Source organism: Ensifer adhaerens (assembly GCF_001270265.1).
Classification (GTDB): Bacteria; Pseudomonadota; Alphaproteobacteria; order Rhizobiales; family Rhizobiaceae; genus Ensifer; species Ensifer adhaerens_B.
Genome location: NZ_LGAP01000010.1, coordinates 16,005 through 36,044 on the forward strand (window position 1 = coordinate 16,005; position 20,040 = coordinate 36,044).

The 20,040-nt window shown below is 59.9% G+C and carries 16 protein-coding genes; 7 read left to right on the forward strand and 9 right to left on the reverse strand.

Translation table 11 applies throughout. The annotated features are described in order from the left end of the window. The first annotated feature begins 7 nt into the window (after positions 1-7). Positions 8-784 carry a 2-oxo-tetronate isomerase gene (gene otnI, locus AC244_RS16415; RefSeq protein WP_053249902.1) on the forward strand — a complete coding sequence of 259 codons (777 nt, stop codon included), beginning with the start codon at positions 8-10 and terminating at the stop codon, positions 782-784. 3 nt (positions 785-787) lie between these two features. Further along, the gene (gene otnK, locus AC244_RS16420; RefSeq protein ID WP_053249903.1) at positions 788-2,068 is read left to right on the forward strand and encodes a 3-oxo-tetronate kinase; all 1,281 of its coding nucleotides are present in this window, start codon (positions 788-790) and stop codon (positions 2,066-2,068) included. Between the two features lie 309 nt (positions 2,069-2,377). Here the strand turns inward: otnK and AC244_RS16425 are convergent, their stop codons facing one another. The 5 genes from AC244_RS16425 to AC244_RS16445 all read right to left on the reverse strand — a co-directional run bounded on the left by AC244_RS16425 (position 2,378) and on the right by AC244_RS16445 (position 8,337). Next, the gene (locus AC244_RS16425; RefSeq protein ID WP_053249904.1) at positions 2,378-3,670 is read right to left on the reverse strand and encodes an amidohydrolase family protein; all 1,293 of its coding nucleotides are present in this window, start codon (positions 3,668-3,670) and stop codon (positions 2,378-2,380) included. Next, positions 3,667-4,608, reverse strand: coding sequence for an ABC transporter permease (locus AC244_RS16430; RefSeq protein ID WP_053249905.1), 942 nt, complete (start codon positions 4,606-4,608; stop codon positions 3,667-3,669). The genes AC244_RS16425 and AC244_RS16430 overlap by 4 nt, the downstream gene beginning before the upstream one ends. A gap of 1 nt (position 4,609) precedes the next feature. After that, positions 4,610-5,659, reverse strand: coding sequence for an ABC transporter permease (locus AC244_RS16435; protein WP_053249906.1), 1,050 nt, complete (start codon positions 5,657-5,659; stop codon positions 4,610-4,612). Beyond that, positions 5,649-7,178, reverse strand: coding sequence for an ABC transporter ATP-binding protein (locus AC244_RS16440; protein ID WP_053249907.1), 1,530 nt, complete (start codon positions 7,176-7,178; stop codon positions 5,649-5,651). The genes AC244_RS16435 and AC244_RS16440 overlap by 11 nt, the downstream gene beginning before the upstream one ends. Before the next feature lie 133 nt (positions 7,179-7,311). Continuing rightward, on the reverse strand, positions 7,312-8,337 hold the full coding sequence (locus tag AC244_RS16445; protein WP_053250041.1) for a BMP family protein: 1,026 nt from the start codon (positions 8,335-8,337) through the stop codon (positions 7,312-7,314). A gap of 539 nt (positions 8,338-8,876) precedes the next feature. On the opposite strand from AC244_RS16445, the gene AC244_RS16450 reads away from it, so the two are divergent. Further along, positions 8,877-10,556: a phospholipase D-like domain-containing protein gene (locus AC244_RS16450; protein WP_053249908.1), complete on the forward strand. Its 1,680-nt coding sequence runs from the start codon at positions 8,877-8,879 to the stop codon at positions 10,554-10,556. A 176-nt stretch (positions 10,557-10,732) separates the two neighbouring features. On the opposite strand, the gene AC244_RS16455 is transcribed toward AC244_RS16450, so the two are convergent. Further along, positions 10,733-12,112, reverse strand: a complete 1,380-nt coding sequence (locus AC244_RS16455; protein WP_053249909.1) for an enoyl ACP reductase FabMG family protein — start codon at positions 12,110-12,112, stop codon at positions 10,733-10,735. 431 nt (positions 12,113-12,543) lie between these two features. Here AC244_RS16455 and AC244_RS16460 point away from each other — a divergent pair, with 431 nt between their 5' ends. The 3 genes from AC244_RS16460 to AC244_RS16470 all read left to right on the forward strand — a co-directional run bounded on the left by AC244_RS16460 (position 12,544) and on the right by AC244_RS16470 (position 15,874). Then, a complete protein-coding gene (locus AC244_RS16460; RefSeq protein ID WP_053249910.1) occupies positions 12,544-14,637 on the forward strand; it encodes a carboxy terminal-processing peptidase in 2,094 nt (697 codons plus the stop codon). 635 nt (positions 14,638-15,272) lie between these two features. Beyond that, positions 15,273-15,539, forward strand: coding sequence for a type II toxin-antitoxin system ParD family antitoxin (locus tag AC244_RS16465; protein ID WP_053249911.1), 267 nt, complete (start codon positions 15,273-15,275; stop codon positions 15,537-15,539). A 5-nt stretch (positions 15,540-15,544) separates the two neighbouring features. Then, the gene (locus tag AC244_RS16470; RefSeq protein WP_053249912.1) at positions 15,545-15,874 is read left to right on the forward strand and encodes a type II toxin-antitoxin system RelE/ParE family toxin; all 330 of its coding nucleotides are present in this window, start codon (positions 15,545-15,547) and stop codon (positions 15,872-15,874) included. 448 nt (positions 15,875-16,322) lie between these two features. Here AC244_RS16470 and AC244_RS16475 read toward each other — a convergent pair whose 3' ends face one another. Then, positions 16,323-17,147: an isocitrate lyase/PEP mutase family protein gene (locus tag AC244_RS16475; protein ID WP_053249913.1), complete on the reverse strand. Its 825-nt coding sequence runs from the start codon at positions 17,145-17,147 to the stop codon at positions 16,323-16,325. Between the two features lie 82 nt (positions 17,148-17,229). Next, positions 17,230-17,649 (reverse strand): dienelactone hydrolase family protein, encoded by a 420-nt coding sequence (locus tag AC244_RS16480; protein ID WP_053249914.1) that lies wholly within the window; start codon positions 17,647-17,649, stop codon positions 17,230-17,232. A 166-nt stretch (positions 17,650-17,815) separates the two neighbouring features. Between AC244_RS16480 and AC244_RS16485 the strand changes: the two genes are divergently transcribed. Next, a complete protein-coding gene (locus tag AC244_RS16485; RefSeq protein WP_053249915.1) occupies positions 17,816-18,118 on the forward strand; it encodes an alkylphosphonate utilization protein in 303 nt (100 codons plus the stop codon). A gap of 874 nt (positions 18,119-18,992) precedes the next feature. On the opposite strand, the gene AC244_RS16490 is transcribed toward AC244_RS16485, so the two are convergent. Next, a complete protein-coding gene (locus AC244_RS16490; RefSeq protein WP_053249916.1) occupies positions 18,993-19,826 on the reverse strand; it encodes an IclR family transcriptional regulator in 834 nt (277 codons plus the stop codon). Positions 19,827-20,040: the final 214 nt, after the last annotated feature.

Consider the following 20,040-nt stretch of genomic DNA (forward strand, 5'->3'; position numbering starts at 1 on the left):
CGCCACCATGCCGGTTTTCGCCGCCAACCTGACGATGATGTTCAACGAATGGCCGTTCCTCGACCGCTTCGACGCCGCGGCCGATGCCGGGTTTGCCGCCGTCGAATATCTCTTTCCCTATGAAGCCGCACCGGAGGCAATCGCCGAACGGCTCGCCCGCAACAATCTGCAGCAGGCCTTGTTCAACCTGCCGCCGGGCGATTGGGCCGCCGGCGAGAGGGGTATCGCGGCGCTTCCCGGACGGTTCGATGCGCTGAAAGCGGGCGTCGAGCGGGCGCTGGACTATGCGGCGGCGACGGGTGTCGGGCGGCTGCACCTGATGGCCGGCCTTGCTGATCCCCACGACGAAGACGCAGCCTCATCTTACCGGCGCTCCGTCGCCTACGTTGCGGGGCGGCTTTCAGAGGAGGGCATCGACCTGTTGCTCGAGCCGATCAACGGGCGAAACATGCCGGGCTACTTCCTCAATGACTTCGGCGCGGCCGAAAAGCTGATCGCGGAACTCGGTATGCCGAACCTGAAACTGCAGTTCGACATCTATCACCGCCAGATCCTGCATGGCGACGTGGTCATGGCCTTGCGCCGCCTGCTGCCGATCACCGGCCATATCCAGATCGCCAGCGTGCCGTCGCGCAACGAGCCGGACGGGGAGGAGTTGAACTATCCCTATCTGTTCGTGGAAATCGACCGACTCGGTTACGGCGGCTTTGTCGGCTGCGAATACATCCCCCGTGGTCGTACGCTGGACGGCCTCGACTGGTTCAGACCTTTTGCACGGAGCTAGCTGATGACCATCCTGCTTGGATCGATCGCCGACGATTACACCGGCGCGTCAGACCTTGCCAACACACTGACGAAAAACGGCCTGCGCACCGTGCAGACGGTCGGTATTCCCGATCCGTCCCTGGCGCTGCCGGATGTCGACGCGGTCGTCGTATCGCTGAAAATCCGCTCGGTCGCGGCCGCTAACGCCGTGGCTGCAGCGACGCAAGCCGAACGATGGCTGCGCGAGCGCGGAGCGGCCCATGTGCTTTACAAGATCTGCTCGACCTTCGATTCCACCGACGCCGGCAATATCGGTCCGGTGACGGAGGCCCTGAGCGCCGCTGCCGGCGGCGGGTTGGTGCTGGTTACGCCCGCCTTTCCGGAAACGGGACGCACCGTCTATTTCGGCCACCTCTTCGTTAACGGAGAGCCGTTGAATGAAAGCCCGCTCAAGGATCATCCCCTCAACCCGATGCACGACGCCAATCTTGTGCGCGTCATGACCAGACAGTCGCGTGGCGCCGTCGGCCTCATCGATCTGCCGGCAATCGCTGCGGGACCTGATACGGTAAGAGCCCGGCTCGAGGCTCTGCAGGTCACCGGCGTCAAGACGGCGATAGCGGACGCGGTCTTCGAACGCGATCTTGAAACGCTCGGCGAGATCGCCCTCGAAACGCCGGTGTCCACCGGCGCGTCGGGGCTCGGCCTCGGCCTTGCCCGCGCACTCGTCCGCTCCGGCCGGGTATCGTCCGGGGGGACGACGACAGCGGATGCCATTCGCCCGGTGGGCGGGCCTGCCGTGGTCGTTGCCGGCAGTTGCTCCAAGGCGACGCTGCGGCAACTCGATGTCGCCGAACGGTCGATGCCCGTCCTGCGGCTCGACCCGGAGCGGCTGCTTGCCGGCCCGGACGAGATTGCCGCTGCGATTTCCTGGGCTGGAGACCGCATTGCCGCCGGTCCGGTCGTCATCGCGGCGAGCGCATCGCCTGAAACCGTTTTGCAGCTGCAGTCGCAATACGGACGGGAGGCCTCCGGCCACGCGATCGAAACCGCGACTTCGATCATCGCCGCCGAGCTGGTAGCAAGAGGCGTGCGGCGCTTGGTCGTCGCAGGCGGAGAAACCTCGGGTGCCGCGGTCGACAGGCTGGCCATTCCAGCCTTCCTGATCGGCCCGGAGATCGCGCCCGGCGTGCCGGTGCTGCGAACGGTCGGCAATGCGCAGGGCGATATGCTACTGGCGCTGAAATCGGGAAACTTCGGAGGCGAGGATTTCTTCACGGCCGCGCTGGCGATGATGCGCTGAGGGCGGATTCCATTTTCAAATGCAACAGAGACAAATTGGCCATGGTTTCAGGAGGATGGCTGTTCGAAGCACTCCAGCAGACACGAAGGGTCTCTGACTTGGCTCTCGTCTACAACGAGGCATGGGCACGCGGCCAGGCTTGGCAGGAGGGCCTCCGCGCCGGCCGCCCGCATCACATTAAAGGTCAAGGCCGCCGATGGCGGCGCGGCCGTTCTGTTCTCGATCTCGTTGCAAGGCGTTGCGACGGCACTCGATCGAGCCGGGGTGCGCGCGCATTGAGGTTTTGAAGCTTGTTCTCGTCCAGTTCGTTCAACGCGCTTGCGGTGGCACGACGTGGCGGCGGTTGATGGTCGCCGGACGGCCCTTGATGGACAGGGCCGTATCGCGCTTCTCGCGTTCAGCCACGACCTTGCCCTTCGCGACGACACAAAGCCGCTCGGCGCGCAGGCGCACCGCCTCGATGGGGTTGCCCGCATCGAGCACGACGAGGCTTGCCGATTTGCCGATGGCTAGGCCGAGATGATCGAGTCCCATGATCTCGGCATTGACCTTGGTGACCATGTCGAAGCAGGTGCGCATGTCCGCGGGCGAGGACATCTGGGCGACGTGCAGTCCCATGAAGGCGACGTCGAGCATATCGGCTGTGCCGAGGGAGTACCAGGGATCGAGCACGCAATCCTGACCCCAGCCGGTGCGGATGCCGGCCTTCAGCATCTCGGGCACTCGCGTCAGGCCACGGCGCTTGGGATAGGTGTCGTGCCGCCCCTGCAGCATGATGTTGATGAGCGGATTGGGGATCGCCGAGACACCAGCTTCCGCAATCAGCGGCAGCAGCTTCGAGACGTAGTAGTTGTCCATCGAATGCATCGAGGTGAGGTGCGAGCCAGTCACCCGGCCTTGCAGGCCGAGCCTCTGGGTCTCATAGGCAAGCTGCTCGATATGTCGCGACAGCGGGTCGTCGGTCTCGTCGCAATGCAGGTCGACCATCAGCCCGCGCTTGGCCGCGATCTCGCAAAGTTCGGTAACGGAACGCGTGCCGTCGGACATGGTCCGCTCGAAATGCGGGATGCCGCCGACGATGTCGACGCCCATGTCGAGGGCGCGGATGGTGTTCTCGCGCGCATTCGGCGAGCGATAGAGCCCGTCCTGCGGGAAGGCGACGAGCTGGAGATCGATATAGGGCGCGATCTCCTTCTTCACTTCGAGCAGCGCTTCCACCGCAAGAAGGCGGTCGTCGCAGGTATCGACATGGGTGCGGATGGCGAGGAGGCCCATCGAGACCGCCCAGTCGCAATAGGCCAGCGCGCGTTCCTTGACGGCCTCGTGGGTCAGGAGCGGCTTGAGTTCGCCCCACAGCGCGATGCCTTCGAGCAGCGTGCCCGAGGCATTGATACGCGGCAGGCCGTAGGACAGCGTTGCGTCCATATGGAAATGCGGATCGACAAAGGGCTGGCTGACGAGGTTGCCCGAGGAATCGACGACACGACCGGCCTCGGCATCGATGCTTGGCTCGATCGCAGCGATCCTGTCGCCCTTGATGCCGATATCGGCGACGGTTCCATCGGGCAGCGTGCCGCCCTTTACGATCAGGTCGAAACTCATCTTTCGCCTTTCTGGTACGGGATCATCAAAGCTTTGGGATAGGTGGCGCGGCGTGCGACCAGGATCAGCGCCAGGATCGAGAGCGCATAGGGCATCATCAGGAAGACCTGATAGGGCACGATGCCGCCCGATATCTGCTGCAGGCGAACCTGATAGGCATCGAAGGCGGCAAACAGGATTGCGCCGATCAGCGCCTTACCCGGCCGCCAGGAACCGAAGACGACCAGCGCGATGCAGATCCAGCCGCGGCCATTGATCATCTGGAAGAAGAAGGAATTGAAGGCCGAGATGGTGAGGAAGGCGCCACCGACCGCCATCAGCGCGCTGCCGACGGCCACGGCGCCCATGCGGATCCCGGTGACCGAAATGCCCTGCGCCTCGACCGCCGACGGGTTTTCGCCGGCGGCGCGAACGGCGAGGCCGACGGGCGTGCGATAGAGGATCCAGGCGACGGCTGCGACCGATACGAATGCGAGATAGGTGAGCGGCGTCTGGGTAAACAGCGCCTCACCAACGACGGGAATGCTGGACAGGCCCGGGATCGGCAGGGGCTGGAACGGCTCGATCTTTGGCGGCGAGGTCACCTCGGGCAGTGCAAGCCGATAGGTGAAATAGGTAAGGCTCGTGGCAAGCAGCGTAACGCCGATACCGACGACGTGCTGTGACAGGCCGAGCGGTACCGTGAGCGTGGCGTGCAAAAGCCCGAACATGGCGCCGACAAGGGCGGCTACCAGCACGCCGGCCCAAAGATCGCCACCAGAATATACGGTGAACCAGCCCGCGAACGCGCCTGCCGTCATGATCCCCTCGATGCCGAGGTTGAGAACGCCCGCGCGCTCGCAGATCAACTCGCCCATGGTCGCGAAGATCAGCGGCGATGCTATTCGGATTGCGGCAACCCAGAAGGAGGCGGTGAAGAGGATATCGAGAGCGTCCATGTCACCTCCACCTGATCCGGAATCGCGTCAGAAGGATCGCGACAACCATCGTCAGAAGCGAGGTGGCGACCATGACGTCCGCTATGTAACTCGGCACCTTGGCTGCACGGCTCATGGCATCGGCGCCGACGAAGATGCCGGCGACGAAGACGGCCGATGCGATGACGCCGAGCGGATTGAGCATGGCGAGCATCGCGACGACGATGCCGGTGTAGCCGTAACCCGGCGACAGGTCGAGCGTCAGGTTGCCCTTGAGCCCCGAGACTTCGGAAAAGCCAGCAAGCGCGGCTAAACCGCCCGAAAGCAACGCCGTCTTCATCAGCGTCCGGTTGACCAGAATGCCGACAAACCGTGCGCCCTCAGAATTGTGGCCGACAGCGCGCATTTCGTAGCCGAGAACCGTCTTTTTCATGACGACCCAGACGAGAACGGCCGAAGCAAGGGCGATGACGAAGCCGTAGTGCAGGCGCTTGCCCTGGATGAGGCGCGGCAGTTGCGCTTCGGCGATGACCTTCTGCGATTGTGGCCAGCCGAGCCCCATCGGATCCTTGAGCACACCTTGAAGCAGCATCGACACGAACAGCAGGACGATGAAATTGAGCAGCAGCGTGGTGACCACCTCGTCGACGCCGAAGCGGGTCTTCAGCACGGCCGGGCCGAGCAGAAGCAGCGCGCCTGCGGCCATGACGGCGACCATGATCACCGGGATCAGAATGACGGAAGGTAGCGGCAGTGCGCCGGTTCCCAGCAGCACGGTGACGACGCCACCGATGTAGAGTTGGGCTTCTGCGCCGATGTTCCAGAGTTTGGCCCGAAAGGCGACGGCGATCGCCAAGCCCGTGAAGATCAGCGGCGTCGCGCGGGTCAAGGTTTCCAGCAGCGCGAACTGTGAGCCGGCCGCGCCCTTGGCCACGAGATAGAAGACGGACAGTGGCGAAGCACCAGCGGCGAGAACCAGTAACGACGTCAGCATCAGCGTTGTGGCGATGGCTGCCAGCGGAAACAGCAAGGTGACCGCCAAGGACGGTGCGGGCTTCGGCTCAAGCCGCATGATCGCTGCGCTCCGCGCTGTGGCCTGCCATCAGCTCCCCCAGTTCCCGAATGCTGCGCTCGCCGCGCGAAGACGGCGTCGAAAAGCGTCCCTTGGACATGACGATGATACGGTCGGACAATGCCAGGACTTCCTCGAGGTCTTCCGAAATCAGCAATATCGCCGCGCCCCTGTCTCGCGCTTCAAGCAGCATGCGATGAACATAGGCGACGGCGCCGACATCGAGGCCGCGGGTCGGCTGGCTTGCAAGGATGACCGCCGGGTCGGGATCGAGGGCCCGGCCGAGGATGAGCTTCTGCATGTTGCCGCCCGAGAGCAGGCGTATGCGGGCCTCGGGCGAGGGGCATTTGACGTCGTAGTCGGCAATGAGTTTCTCGGCGAAGCGGCCGGCGGCCTTCCAGTTCAGGAAGCCCATGCGGCTGAACCGCGGGCTCCGGTAGCGTTCGGCGATGACATTCTCCGTCACGCTCATGTCGCCGATGCTGCCGATAGCGTGGCGGTCTTCCGGAATGCGGGCCACGCCATGGGCGAGCGCGGCGCGCGGCGACCAGTCGGCGACTTCCCGCCCGGCGATGGAAATGCTGCCGCCGGTTGGACGCCGGATGCCGGCGATGAGGGCAGCAAGGACAGCCTGGCCATTGCCGGCAACGCCGGCAAGCCCGGTGATTTCACCGGCTGTGAGCGTGAGCGACACTTTATCGAGACCGGCCCCGTTATACGGTGTCGTGGAGACGCGTTCGAGCGCCAGCAACGGTGCGCCCAGTTTCACCGGGCTGACCTCCGCCGGCTTGACCTCCTGGCCAACCATGAGGGCCGCGAGTTCTTTGCGATCGGTCGAGCCTGTTTCGCGCTCGCCGACGAGCTGGCCGGAGCGCAGAACCAGCACACGATCGCTGACAGCCATCACTTCGTGCAATTTGTGGGAGATGAAGATGATCGACAGGCCTTTGGCGACGAGCAGCTTCAGCGTCCGGAACAGCGCATCGGTCTCGGCGGGTGTCAGAACGGCCGTCGGCTCGTCCAGGATCAGGATGCGGGCTTCGCGATAAAGGGCCTTCAGGATCTCGACGCGCTGGCGTTCGCCGACCGAAAGGGTGGAGACGGTGGCCGCGGGATCGACGGCGAGGCCGAAATCGGCGGACAGTTGCTCGATGCGCCGCCGCGCTGCGGCCCGGTCGAGCCGCATGCGCCAGAGGCTCTGCGTGCCAAGTGCGATGTTTTCCTGCACCGTCATGTTGTCGGCAAGGGTGAAGTGCTGGTGGACCATGCCGATGCCGGCATCAAGGGCCGCGCGTGGATCTCCCGGCGGAAGCGGCTTGCCAAAGGCCTCGACGGTTCCCTCGTCGGCGACGTAGTGGCCGAAGAGAATGTTCATCAGCGTCGTCTTGCCGGCACCGTTCTCCCCGAGAAGCGCGACGACTTCGCCCCGCTTCAGGTCGAAGGAAATGGCGTCGTTGGCCCTGAGCGGGCCGAAACGCTTGCTGATGCGGGAAAGACGAAGGGCGGGATTGCTTGACACGTCGGTGACCGGAAGTGGCGTTACGGGGGAGGCTTCCTTTCCCGTCCAGGGAGAGAATGGTCGCTGCAGGCGAAGGGCAATCCTTCGTCCGGCACTGCCAACCACCTTTCCCATGAACGGGAGGAAGGGAGGGCTAGCTCGACTTCGGCTCGGCGTCGTTGATCTCGACGGTGAACGAGCCGTCCTTGATCATCTTTTCCTTCTCCGCGACCTTGGCCTTGATGTCGTCCGGAACCTTGCTGTCGAAGGTGCCGAGAGGCGCGAGCGAACAGCCGCCGTTCTTCATGAAGGAATAGACGCCGTAGTCGTCGGCCTTGAAAGTGCCGGCCTTCACTTCGGCGATCGCCTTGTCGAGCGTCGGTTCGAAATGCCACAGCGCGGAGGCGACAACGGTGTCCGGATAGTCCGCCTGGGTATCGATAACATTGCCGATGGCCAGGATCTTCTTCTCCTTGGCGGCGTCGGACACGCCGAACCGCTCGGCATACAGAAGGTCCGCACCGCCATCGATCTGGGCGAATGCGGTCTCCTTGGCCTTGGGCGGATCGAACCACGAGCCGATGAAGGCGACTTGGAACTTGGTGTCCGGGGCCACTTCCTTTACGCCGGTCATGAATGCGTTCATCAGCCGGTTGACCTCCGGGATCGGATAGCCTCCCACCATGCCGATGTTCTTGGACTTGGTCATCGCGCCGGCGACGAGGCCGGACAGATAGGATGCGTCCTGGATATAGTTGTCGAAAACCGAGAAGTTCGGTACGGCGGCATCTGGCTTGAAGCTCGAGCCCATCAGGAAGGCGACGTCCGGATAGTCCTTGGCGACGGCGCGGGCGGCATCCTCGACGCCGAAGACCTCGCCCAGGATCAGCTTGTGGCCGGCCTCGCAATATTCGCGCATGACGCGCTCGTAATCGTTGTTCGCGGTGTTTTCCGAATAGACATATTCGATGTCGCCGCGCTCCTTGGCGGCATTAGCCGCCTTGTGGATACGGCTGACCCACTGCTGCTCGACCGGGACGGTATAGATGGCCGCCACCTTTATCGGGTCCGCAGCGAACAGACGACCCGGCAGACCCGCCGCGGCCACCACGGCGGAGGCGCCGGCAGCTTTGATCAGGGTTCTTCTGGAAATGGCCAAATTGAAGGAATTGCTATGCATTAAATTCCCCTCTGATTGATTGCGCGTTTTGGAACGCGTCTTTTTTACCACTTGGTCAATGTAGGTGAAGTTGGGGGTTGCAGCAATTGGGTGCGGTGGGAAGTTCACCGCGCTTTCAGGCAATGGAAGCAAAACGCGGGACCACAAAGGCCGCTCGATCGTGAATGCCGGGCGTGAGCCCACCGTAAGCGCGGTGTGATGGCCGTCATTGGACGCGACTGTCGGGGTGCCAACACTCCGGCCGCAGGTTTTGTGGTTGTCATGCAGAGCCGCGATCTTGAGATAGGGCAAATCGAAACCCTCTCCCAACATATCGACGCACACAACCATCCGCGATCCCTTCGATCCCCGGTCGAACAGCTTGGCCATCGCCTCTCTGTTCGCCGTCACATGTCCGGGCCCGGAATGAACAACCACGGGCTTTAGGTCTGATGCGAGCATAGCGTAGAGGACGCCAAGTCGCATATTCTACCTTGCCTTGCAGGACTACCCGCATGGTGAGAAGCTCCCGTCGGCATTATTCCCCGGAGGAGGTAACGATGAGGAAGAAGGGCAGTCGCAACGGTCTCACGGCACTCGCGGTGGCGGGCACCAATGTCGTTGTTCTCGGTTGGGACATGAGCGAGAACGATATCCGCACGCGCGGTATCCTTGGTTTTGCCATCCAACGCACCCGACATGAGGATGACGAGAAAATATGGCTGCCAGGTCTGAAAACGTTTGAGAGCGTTGACCCGCATCCGGATCCGGGCGTTCCGGTGTCGTCGTTCCGGCATCCGTTGCAAACGTTTCAGTGGTCCGACTACACCCCGTCACCTGGGAGGAAATACACGTATAGAATCGTAGCAATGGCTGGGCAGCCTGGTGTCCTGGTCGAGGACGTGGATGTGTCCCTCACGGTGACGACGGAGCGCATTGATCAAGGCAAGCATGCGATCTTCTTTAACCGCGGGGCAATCGCTTCGCAGGAATATGCCCGGCGCTTTCAAAACCTCCCGCCAGATGAGGTGGGGCAGGCAGCCTACGATTGGTTGTCGCGTGGCCTAGTCGAGGGCCTCGAGACCTTCCTGAGCCGGGCAGGTCAGGGAGATGAACTGTATGGCGCCATCTTTGAATTCGAGAACAAGCGAATTCATGCAGCGATCAGGGCAGCGCATGATCGTGGCGCCAAGATCAAAGTCCTTTACGACGGCGATAGCCAGCGTGAGGGCAACGAAAATGCACTGAAAGGCTCCGGGATCGCGGGTCTCACCAAAGCTCGCACTCGGTCCGGGCAATTCGCGCACAATAAGTTCTTCGTCCTCCGGCGAGCGGGAACATTCTCCGAAGTGTGGACCGGCTCGACCAACCTCAGCGACAATGGAATTTTTGGTCATTCGAACAATGCACACATCGTTCGAGACCGAAAGATTGCAGAAGCCTATTTTGCCTACTGGGAAGTCCTAAATAAGGACCAGACGGTTCGGCCGACAGCTATAGCCGCCACGGCGATTTCGCCAACCCCACCGCAGCAGATAAACACGTCAGGCGATACCGTCGCCGTCTTCTCCCCACGGACAGACCTCACCGCTCTCGACTGGTATGCGCAGCTTGCAGGAAATGCGGAGCGGGCTATCTTCACCACCTTCGCATTCGGCATGAACAGTCGGTTCGTGACCGTCTATGACCAGACAGACGACGTATTACGCTTCGCCCTCATGGAGAAGAAAGGCAATGGCAGGAGCTATAAGGTGCAAGCGGCCGAGGTCGATCGGATCCGGAAGCGACCGAACACAACCGTTGCCGTCGGCAACTACATCACAATCAACGCATTCGATCGCTGGTTAAAAGAAATCGACCGAATCCAGGAGGATGTAAACGTTCGGTTCGTTCATACGAAATACATGCTGATCGACCCGCTTGGATCCAAGCCGATTGTCATTGTTGGATCCGCGAACTTTTCGCAGGCATCGACCGACACAAATGATGAGAACATGCTGGTCATTGAAAACAACGACGCGGTCTCCGACATCTACCTCGGTGAGTTCATGCGACTGTTTTCACACTACGCGTTCCGCGAGTCTCTTACGTTCAAGAAATCGAACAAGCCGGCCGACATACTGCGGCGAAAACATCTGAAGGAAGACCCCTCCTGGATTGACGGAGATGGAGGCAATTCAGGCTATTTCGTTCAGGGCTTCGATCGTGCCCTTCGACGCCTCTATTTTTCAGGCCAGTGAAGCGGAAGGAATGCGAGGCTATCGACAAAGTGGGGCGCAGTCCTGGTCGCGCTCCTTTGGACAGGTATCTAAGCGCGGTCGCTTGGAAATGCGGCGGTTTGAAGCGCACTCTGCCGGACCTTCGTATCCTTCTGGCCCCTGAGAGCAACCAGCTTCCAAGCTAGATTGGGAAGCTGTCAGGCCAACTCAAGATGAGAGTCTTCCGCCCCTTGCGCGATCAACGGCGCGGGAGACTTCCATTGCAGGTGGGAAGCGTTAAGTCGGCGCGCCACGATATCGTGGTTGAGCCACTGGATAGGACCGGAGGGATCTGAGGACTCGCCAAAAATTAGCTGCCCGGTCGCCTCCACCACGAGAGCACTCAGGAGGTCGCTGATCATCGCCTTGCTGTCCCGATGCATCTGCGTGATCTCATTGGACGTGCCGATGGTCAGATCGGACTGTGCTTGGCTGTTTGCCATGGGCCACGCCGAGAAGTCGTAAAACGGACGCATGACCTCGTTGGCCTGCATATCGGTAATTTTTTGGAACACATCCTTCATCGTGAAGCCGTCTGCCAGAAGCTGCTGGCATGCCTGCCATTGGTCCTCTGCCCATTGGCCACCGTTCTCTTTCTTCAAGGCGAGTAGCAGCGGTATCAGGGGAAGCTCGATACCCGTAAATACGTCGGAAGAATTGGTCCGGATTTCGGGACAGTTATAGACGGTTGCCTTGACACCCGCTGCCCAGGCTTCCTGCGCGATGCATTCGAGCCGCATCTTGGCGTAACCTTGGGTGTAATTGGTGTAGGTCTGCCAACGATAACTCCCGTCAATCAGGACTGCCGTTCCATGGTAACCGTAGGCCGTATACCGGACCTGACCACCCGATGCCTCTACGCGCTCACGGATCGCCGCGCTGGAGTCGATAAGATGTCGAAAGGTGATTGCGGAGACTTCGTCGAAATTCTGCAGGATGAGCTTGCCCATATCGCTGTCGACCAGGGCTTGCGACGACATGTGGCGGGGACCACGCCCCTTGTAGATTCGATTGGCGACGACCAGGAATACCTTCGCTTTTGGGATGCCTCCGGCCATTGTATGGGCGAAGAAGACATTGCGGCCGTCGGCAATCATACCGTCGAGAACGGTCATGACCTGTGAAAGTGAATTCGTGAACCGCGAGGTGGCGATGTCCCGGCACTGCTCAACGTAGTCCCAGTCGAGCGTGTCATGTTCCCAGCTCTCCAGCGTCATACTCGCGAGGAGATCAGTCGGAGTCGGGCCTCCTGCCGGAGCGTCGAGATCGAAGCCAGCCATAACAGGTATGTTGATAATCCTGCCGCCCAATCGCCCCTCGGCGGCAGAGAGTTCCTCGGCGTCCAGAGGCCGCAGTGCGTTGTTCTCGTCGCGCCGCCCGACCGTGATGCCCACGATCTCCATTCCAGCCCGCCGGGCTTCATCGAGCAAGCCAGTCGCATATCCGCGACCGAATAGTTCGCCGAAGAGGACGAAAACATCACCTTTACGAAAGACGGTGTTTTCGGCGATGCGATTCAATGCGACCGGGTTTTCCATGTAGTCAGCTCTTTGGTCCGTTAGTCGTCGAGCAGTGGCTCAGACGAGTTTCAATACTCACATGACCGCACTGACCCGGAATAGGAAGTCATTTTAAGTGACCGTTCATTTCAAAGCGTGAACTCCCGGGGGGATTTCCTGCTATCCAAGCCGCACAAAACAGGCAGGCGGGCGTGCGAAGATTCGGGAAAATTCGGCCTAGCGTTCGCAAGCCGATTTCGGACTCTAAGTCTTCGCCGACATGCGGCCTGGCGCTGTAGCAGCCCGCATCGGTCGCCTTGCGCTCCTTGGCCGCTCGCAGGTTTGCGTCAACCTCCTTGAGCCGAAGGGTCGTTGGATGCGCGCACGATCCACCCGGTTGCCAAAAAACCATAATTGCGTCACCTAGATCGCGGATCGACACTCGGCACTAAGAATTGGATCAACGCTGAATGCGCATATCACACGTTTTCCTTGGTGCATTTCTTGCAATCGTACAGCCCGCCTATGCGGAAGTCGCTTCACCGCCTGTTTTGGAGCCGGTTAAGCAACAGGCACAGGCCGCTCAGTTGAGTGCAAAATTTCTGACGCGTTTCAGTTACAAGCCCGTTCCACTCGACGACGCCTTGTCGGCCAGGATCATGGATCGGTTCATCAAATCACTTGATCCGGACCGCGTGCTCTTCCTGCAAGCGGACATCGACGGCTTCATGTCGGACCGCAGCGAGATCGACGACGCCATCGAACGGAAGGACTTGAAGATCCCGTTTGCAATCTTCAACGTCTATGGGAAGCGCGTTGTCGACCGCATGAACTACGCGCGCAACCTGCTTAAGCAGGACTTCGATTTCGGCGCGCAGGAAAACTTTTCCGTGCTGCGCGATAAGGCGCCTTGGCCGCAGTCGGAAGCCGAGAGCAATGAGTTGTGGCGCAAGCGCGTGAAAAGCGACTGGTTGCGGTTGAAGCTGGGCGGCAAGACCGACGTGGCTATTCGAGAAACGCTCGACAAGCGATATGCAAATGCTCTCGAGCGAGCTTACAAGTATAAAAGCGATGACGTTTTCCAGTCGTTCATGAACGCCTACACAACGTCGACCGACCCGCACACGGACTACTTCGGCGCGAACGCTTCGGCCGATTTCAATATCGCGATGAAGCTTTCGCTGGTTGGTATCGGTGCGGTACTGCAGGAACGCGACGACTACACGACGATCCGTGAGCTCGTGCCCGGTGGGCCGGCGCAATTGTCCGGCAAGCTCTCGGTCGGAGACCGCATTACCGGCGTTGGCCAAGGCAAGGACGGCGCGATAATAGAAGTGGTTGGCACGCGCCTTGATGAAGTCGTGCAAATGATACGAGGGAAAAAAGGGTCCGTCGTGCGCCTGGACATCCTGCCGGCGGATGCCGGAGCAGATGCCACCCATCGGGTTGTCAGCCTGGTGCGCGATAAAATCAGCCTCGAAAAGCAGGCTGCCCGGAAGGCTGTGCTGTCCGTGAAAGTGGGCGAAGCCACGCGTAAAATCGGGGTGATTACTCTGCCGGCATTCTACGAGGATTTTGAAGCCCGACGCAAAGGAGACAAGGACTATAGAAGTGCTAGCCGGGATGTCGGAAAGCTTCTCGGCGAACTGAAGCAAGAGAAAGTCGACAGCGTTCTCATCGACGTGCGCAACAATGGCGGCGGTTCACTGGACGAGGCGATTGATTTGACCGGCCTGTTCATCGGCAATGGCCCGGTTGTTCAGCAACGCGATAGTGACGGTAAGGTCGCGATAAGAAGCGCTGATTTTCCAGCGCCTGTCTGGACAGGCCCTGTGGGTGTCCTGATCAATCGCGGCTCGGCGTCGGCTTCGGAGATTTTTGCCGCGGCAATTCAGGATTACGGTCGAGGCGTGATCGTCGGCGAACCCAGTTTCGGCAAGGGCACCGTTCAAACGGTCGTCAGTCTTGACCAGATGGTTCGCAACAGCAAACCCGAATTCGGTGAGCTGAAAGTGACGATTGCGCAGTTTTTCCGGATCAACGGCGGGACGACGCAGCTGCGCGGCGTGACGCCTGATATCAACTTGCCGGGACTTTATGACCCGACAAGCTTTGGCGAGACCAGTTATGACAATGCCCTGCCGTGGGCGCAGATCAAGCCCGCGAACTACGCACCCGCCGACACTGTTAGGACGTTGCTGCCGACACTGCAAAGCCGCCATAATGCGCGGGTTGAGAACAATCCGGATTTCCAAAGCCTGTTAAAAGACATTGCGGACCTGAAAGCGCAGCGAGAGAAAGGGGTTGTCTCCCTCAATGAAGCCGAACGTCGCAAAGAATTGACTGATCGAGAAAAACGGCTCAAGTCTCGAGCGCAAGCAAGCGACGGCGAAAATGCCGGTGAGGATGATGGCCTGCGTCCAAACGAGCGTAGCCTGAGTGCTGATATTGCCATTGAGAATGCCCGCAAGAATGCAAAAGACGTCTTGCTGGACGAGGCAGCCGCCATTCTTGCCGATGAGGCGGACCTGCAGGAAGGCGTGCTAAAGGCGGCCACAAAATAAACGGGAAACACGGGCGGAAAATAATTATACTTGGCCGGCGCTACAGTCTGCGCAGCGTGCGATCATGTCTTTGCTCTTCGTAGCGGCATGATTACAGGGAAAGTGCAGCGTGCCACGCCATGGTCCAGCCACAAACTCGGCATGACGAGGCTGGGGTTCAGATCCCTTCAAGAGCGTCAGTTGGCACCCACTGTTTACGCCGTCGTTGGGTCGCGCGTCGGCGCCTTTGAGGTACAGCCAACGCCCACGAACGGCATTACAATGGCTACCTGTGTGCATTGCTGCTCGAACGGGGCGGCGCCGGACCGGTCAGAACGCGCGAAGCTTGCCCACGCGAACCAGTCTTTGGCCTCCTCGCCCTCGGCAGGGACCTTTGCCCGGCAGCGAACTGCTGGGACGGTTCCACCAGCGTCTGATCGATCCTGATCGCGGCAAGCGCCACTTTCGCCTTGAAAGCCGGGCGTGGTCGTCTCGTCACGCCATCTCGATCGAGGTTACGCCCGACGAGACAGCCCAAGCGGATGTGCTCGTTTGGTGTCAAACGATCACATAATGTATCGAGCGGAACCCGTATCAGAATCACGCCACAGCTAGGCATTGCCGCGTCCGGTGCGCGTTGCTAGAAGCGGCCATTCTTGCCAATTTTTGCCAAGCGGCGTATGTTCGTTCACATGAGCACAATGAACATTTCCCTACCGGACTATTTGAAGAGCTTCGTCGATGAGCAAGTGGCCGGGCGGGGCTATGGGACAAGCAGCGAATATATCCGGGAGTTGATCCGCCGAGATCAGGACCGGCTCACATTACGCAGGCTGTTGCTTGACGGTGCCTCCTCTGCGCAGACTGAACCGGCCGACGCTGATTATTTCACCACGTTGCGTGATCGAGTTCGTGGTCGGTAGAGCAAGTGAGCAAGAAGCCGATTATTCCACGTGAATTGGCGCGCAGTGATGCCGAAGCGGCCGTCGACCATTACGTGCGCGAGGCGGGAACGGAAGTCGCTCTCGGCTTTATCGACGCCCTTCAAGCGGCTTATGATTTGATCGCGAGCCATCCGCAATCCGGCTCGTTGAGGTATTCATACGAATTGGGATTACCTGACTTGCGGAGCGTCTATTTGAAGAGATACCCCTATCTCGTCTTCTATCGCGAGCAGGCCGACTATATCGACCTTTGGCGCGTGCTTCATGCCAAGCGGGATATCCCGCAATGGATGCAAGGGCCGGATAGTCACTGATTGCTCGGAGATTTCCATCGTTGTAGATTATTGGTGGCCTTAGGTTCGCCCCCCATCAAGAGCTGTATTCCCGGCCGCTCGAAAGCAGGTGCCAACGGTTCAAATCCTATCAAGGCGAAGGGAGCGGCACCATAGTGCCGTGCGATGTGTCATGATCGGGGCCGGAAGGCTACAGCCCATGGCTCACCTGCTGCCCCGTGACTCAATTGCCATTTTGCACTCTGAGCCACGCCACCCTGGCAGGCTCAGTGGTCGCGAAAAGTCCTACTCGGCATGGTACGGTTCTGTTGCAAAGCCGTCGATCTAATCCCTACTACAGAGGCGGCAAGCGCCTTTTGACCGATATCCCCTTGATGACGGCCGTACTGGTGACGGCATGTCAGTAAGCCGAGATCATCAGGACAAATGTCGCAAAAATCAGTCGCATAAATCAAGCTTTTGCGACACGTCACGACTTGGTAACGCCAGTGAAAAAGCCTTCGATCTCGGCAAACCCCATGGCCTGCTGCGCGAACTCAAACGTCCCGCTTACGACCATTTCCCGTGCAGCGTTTGCAACCGCCCCGTAGGCGAGACGCGCCAGCGCTGAACCGACGCTGATCCTTTTGACTCCGACAGACGCCAGTTCTGCAACGCTGAATGTCGTTCCCGGTAGGCCCATGACAACGTTGACCGGTTTCGATACGGATTCGCAAACAAGGCGGATCGTATCCAAGTCCTTGAGACCTGGTGCGTAAAGCACGTCAGCGCCAGCCGCCTCGAACGCCTGAAGTCGCTCTATCGTATCGTCCAGGTTGGGCCGCCCCCACATGAAATTCTCACATCGCGCCGTCAGAACAAAATCATGGGAGAGGGCTGACCTAGCCTCCGCGGCCGCCTGGATGCGCTCGACGGCAAGGGAGAAATCGTAGATCGGTTCATTGGGGTTGCCCGTATGGTCTTCAAGTGAGCAGCCGGCAAGACCTATATCAGCGGCGGCGCGAATGGTTTGGGCTGAACTCTCCGGGCTATCCCCGAATCCTTTTTCGAGATCGGCCGAAACTGGAAGGGGAGTTGCCGATACAAGAGCACGGCAATGGTTCAAAGTATCCTCGCTAGACGTTTGTCCCTCGGCAACACCATATGAAAATGCCATGCCGGCGCTCGTTGTCGCCAAGGCCCGAAAGCCCAGCGCTGCAAGTATCCGCGCCGTTCCGATGTCCCAAGGGTTCGGAATGATGAATGCCCCCGGCTCCTCATGCAACTGACGAAACGTTGTTCTTTTATCCCCCATGAGGCATCCCTTCCTATGGCCGGTCGTCGTCGTAGCCTGCCATGAAGACTGGAACAAATAAAGAACAATGTGGCGGATCGGATTATCGCGACAACTGAGATGCGAGGAAATCCGCTGCGCTCTGGTGAGCCGCCCTTGCATACCGTGTTCCCGACTTCAAAAAGAAGTCGTGTGCGCCGCCCTCATAGACATCGAGGGAGGCGGGCCGCCCAAGCCTCTCAGCCATTCGCTGCAAGTCCTGGCCGACCGACAACGGAAAGGTTCGGTCGGCACTACCCCAGATCAGACGCAGGGGCGGTAGTGCGCGAACAGGCTGCGCGTAGCCGTTCGGGAAACCACCATCGACAAGCACCAGTGCATCAATATCGCTTTTCCCGACCGAAGCAGCCAAGGCGATCTGCGCGCCAAGGGAAATACCGAGGATCCCGACTTTGCCCCCGTGGTGCGGCTGCGCATCGAGGTGGGAAACAACGCCTTGAACAGCCGTGGTCCAGCCACTCAAACCTTTGAATGGTAGGTGCGCAATAAGCGGCCGACTTCCTCCGGCGCTAAACCACGGTTTGATTTCGCGCGGTGACAGGGATAGAGGCACATATGGGTCTAGCAGCTGATGCCGAGAGCATCACGGCGATCCGATAAAGACAAGCAGGTACTACAGCGGAGCGAACATGAGTGACCAGAGCGATGACTACGTTTACGACGAGACGACCGGCGAATGGCGGCCGGCTTCGGAAATCGCCGCGGAGGCCGCGAAAGCTGCGGAGGTTCGCGATGCGTCCGGTAATCTTCTTACCGACGGAGACTCCGTGGTCCTGATCAAAGACCTCAAGGTGAAGGGTGCCGGCCAGACCCTCAAGCAGGGCACAGTCATCAGGTCGATCCGGCTCACCAACAACCCGGAAGAGATCGACTGCCGGCACGACGCGATCAAGGGACTGGTCCTGCGCACCGAGTTCGTCCGCAAGCGGTGACCGAGAACATCAGTTGGCCGCACTTGCAGTCCGTGCGCTGTGTCCGAATTACCTCAGTCTCCGGCGTTGGTTGCGCGGGCACGCCGATGGGCCGGCATCTAGATGGGCGTCTGCCCATCTAGATGCAGCTCAGAACGCTCTTCCACAGCCACCCGTGGCTGGCAGTGTATCCCTGGAGTACTTGCTGCTGCTTGGGGGGGGCGCAGTCGCCCCGTTTCGGTGGGGTGCGGCGGTCTTCATTACGACGATCACCACCGCCTCCCTTTGGCAATAAGGCGTTTGAGACGGCGGAGTGTCGATGTATGATTTGGCATCCGGTTCTCGACGCGGTGCAGTGCTACTGCTCCAGCTTCTTCATGACGCCGTTTCAAAACAGGGACATCGTGAGCCGGCGGTGCGTGTAGCAATACTTTCTCCGACCTGTGAAACTCCGATGGCTTCCAACCAGGTTCGCAGTAAAATGCATTGTGAATGGAGGGTATCGTTATGCGGCGTGCTGACAAATTTAAGCGCCCGCACTATTGGCAAAATGTTGGAGTCGAAATGCTCCTCACCCTGTTGGTCGCGCTACCCATCGCGGCCTTGGTCTTTCTGATTCTGAGCGTGTAGCGCGCCAGGCGTGATATCGCTTCAGCAGAAAATGAGGCGACGGCTGCAATTGAGCCTGCCACCGGATCGCATAATGTATCGTCGGGAACGTGCTCAATCCGGCCCCTTTGGATCGCTGGCGGCGCCAGCGCAAGGACTTGGTTCGAGTGATCTCTTTAGGTTCATCGCAGGCGGCAACAAACTTGCTGCCAGAGCGTTCCCGCCGCATCCTGGCGCGCGCGCACTTTGCGCGCCCGAAGAAGCGGTCCCCTTCGAGGGGACGACGTCAGCTCTTCGATTGGGCGCGGAGTGCGGATGCGGGATAACGCAGGGTCGGATCGAACGGATTGAGCTTGTTGCTGATCGCCCGCGCCTCCGACTTGAGCAGATCGGTGATCGTGCTGCTGCGCATTTCAGTCAGCCGTGACGCCAGGGTACCGATGCTGAGCGAAGCGACGGCGATACCGTTTCGGTCCAGCACCGGCACGCCCAAGCCGGCCATTCCCTCGATCATCTCGAAATTCATCTGCGCGGCGCCGATGCGGCGCACTTCCTCGATCTTGATGCGCAGATCCACCTCATCGATCGCCGCACGATCCATGATGCGCGGCATGTTGAACTTGATGATGGCCTCGCGTTCCTCCTCTGGCAGGTAGGAGAGGATGGCGATGCTGCCCTGACCGATGCCCAGCGGCACCTTGCCCCCGATGTCACCGGTAAACGAGCGGATGGGGAATGGCCCCTCGACGCGATCGAGGCAGATCGCATCGAAGTTGCTGCGCACCAGCAGGAACACCGTGTCGTTGAATGTGGCTGATAGCCTTAGCAGCGATGGGCGGGCGATCTCGAGGATGCCTTCGCGCCGGCTCGCCTGCGAGGCGATCGAAAAGAATTCCAGGGACAGACGGTAGGATTTGCTGTCCGACATCTGCTCGACCATGCCCTCGGCGATCAGGGTCTTCAGCAGTCGATGCGCCGATGGCTGACTGAGATTCAACCTGCGCGCAAGATCGATCAACCGCACACCCTCGACCGAATGGGCCGCCAGATCTTTCAGGATGTGGACTGCCTTCGAAAGGCTCGAGCTTCCGCCTGCATCTGATTCCGAAATTTGCGCCATATCGATATAATTTCCTATCTAGTATTCCGAATTATGGACTTTTTTTATAAAAAATTTCAACATAGAAAATTTGGTTTGTGTTTTTTGTCAAATTCCGGAACTTAACCCTCAAGCCTTTCTCAGGTGATGGTTTGAATGCGTGCACGGACTTTCGTTCGTCCACGCCGGGAAAACTGTGTGCGCAAAACTAGCGATCACAGTTGCCGGCTTCGAG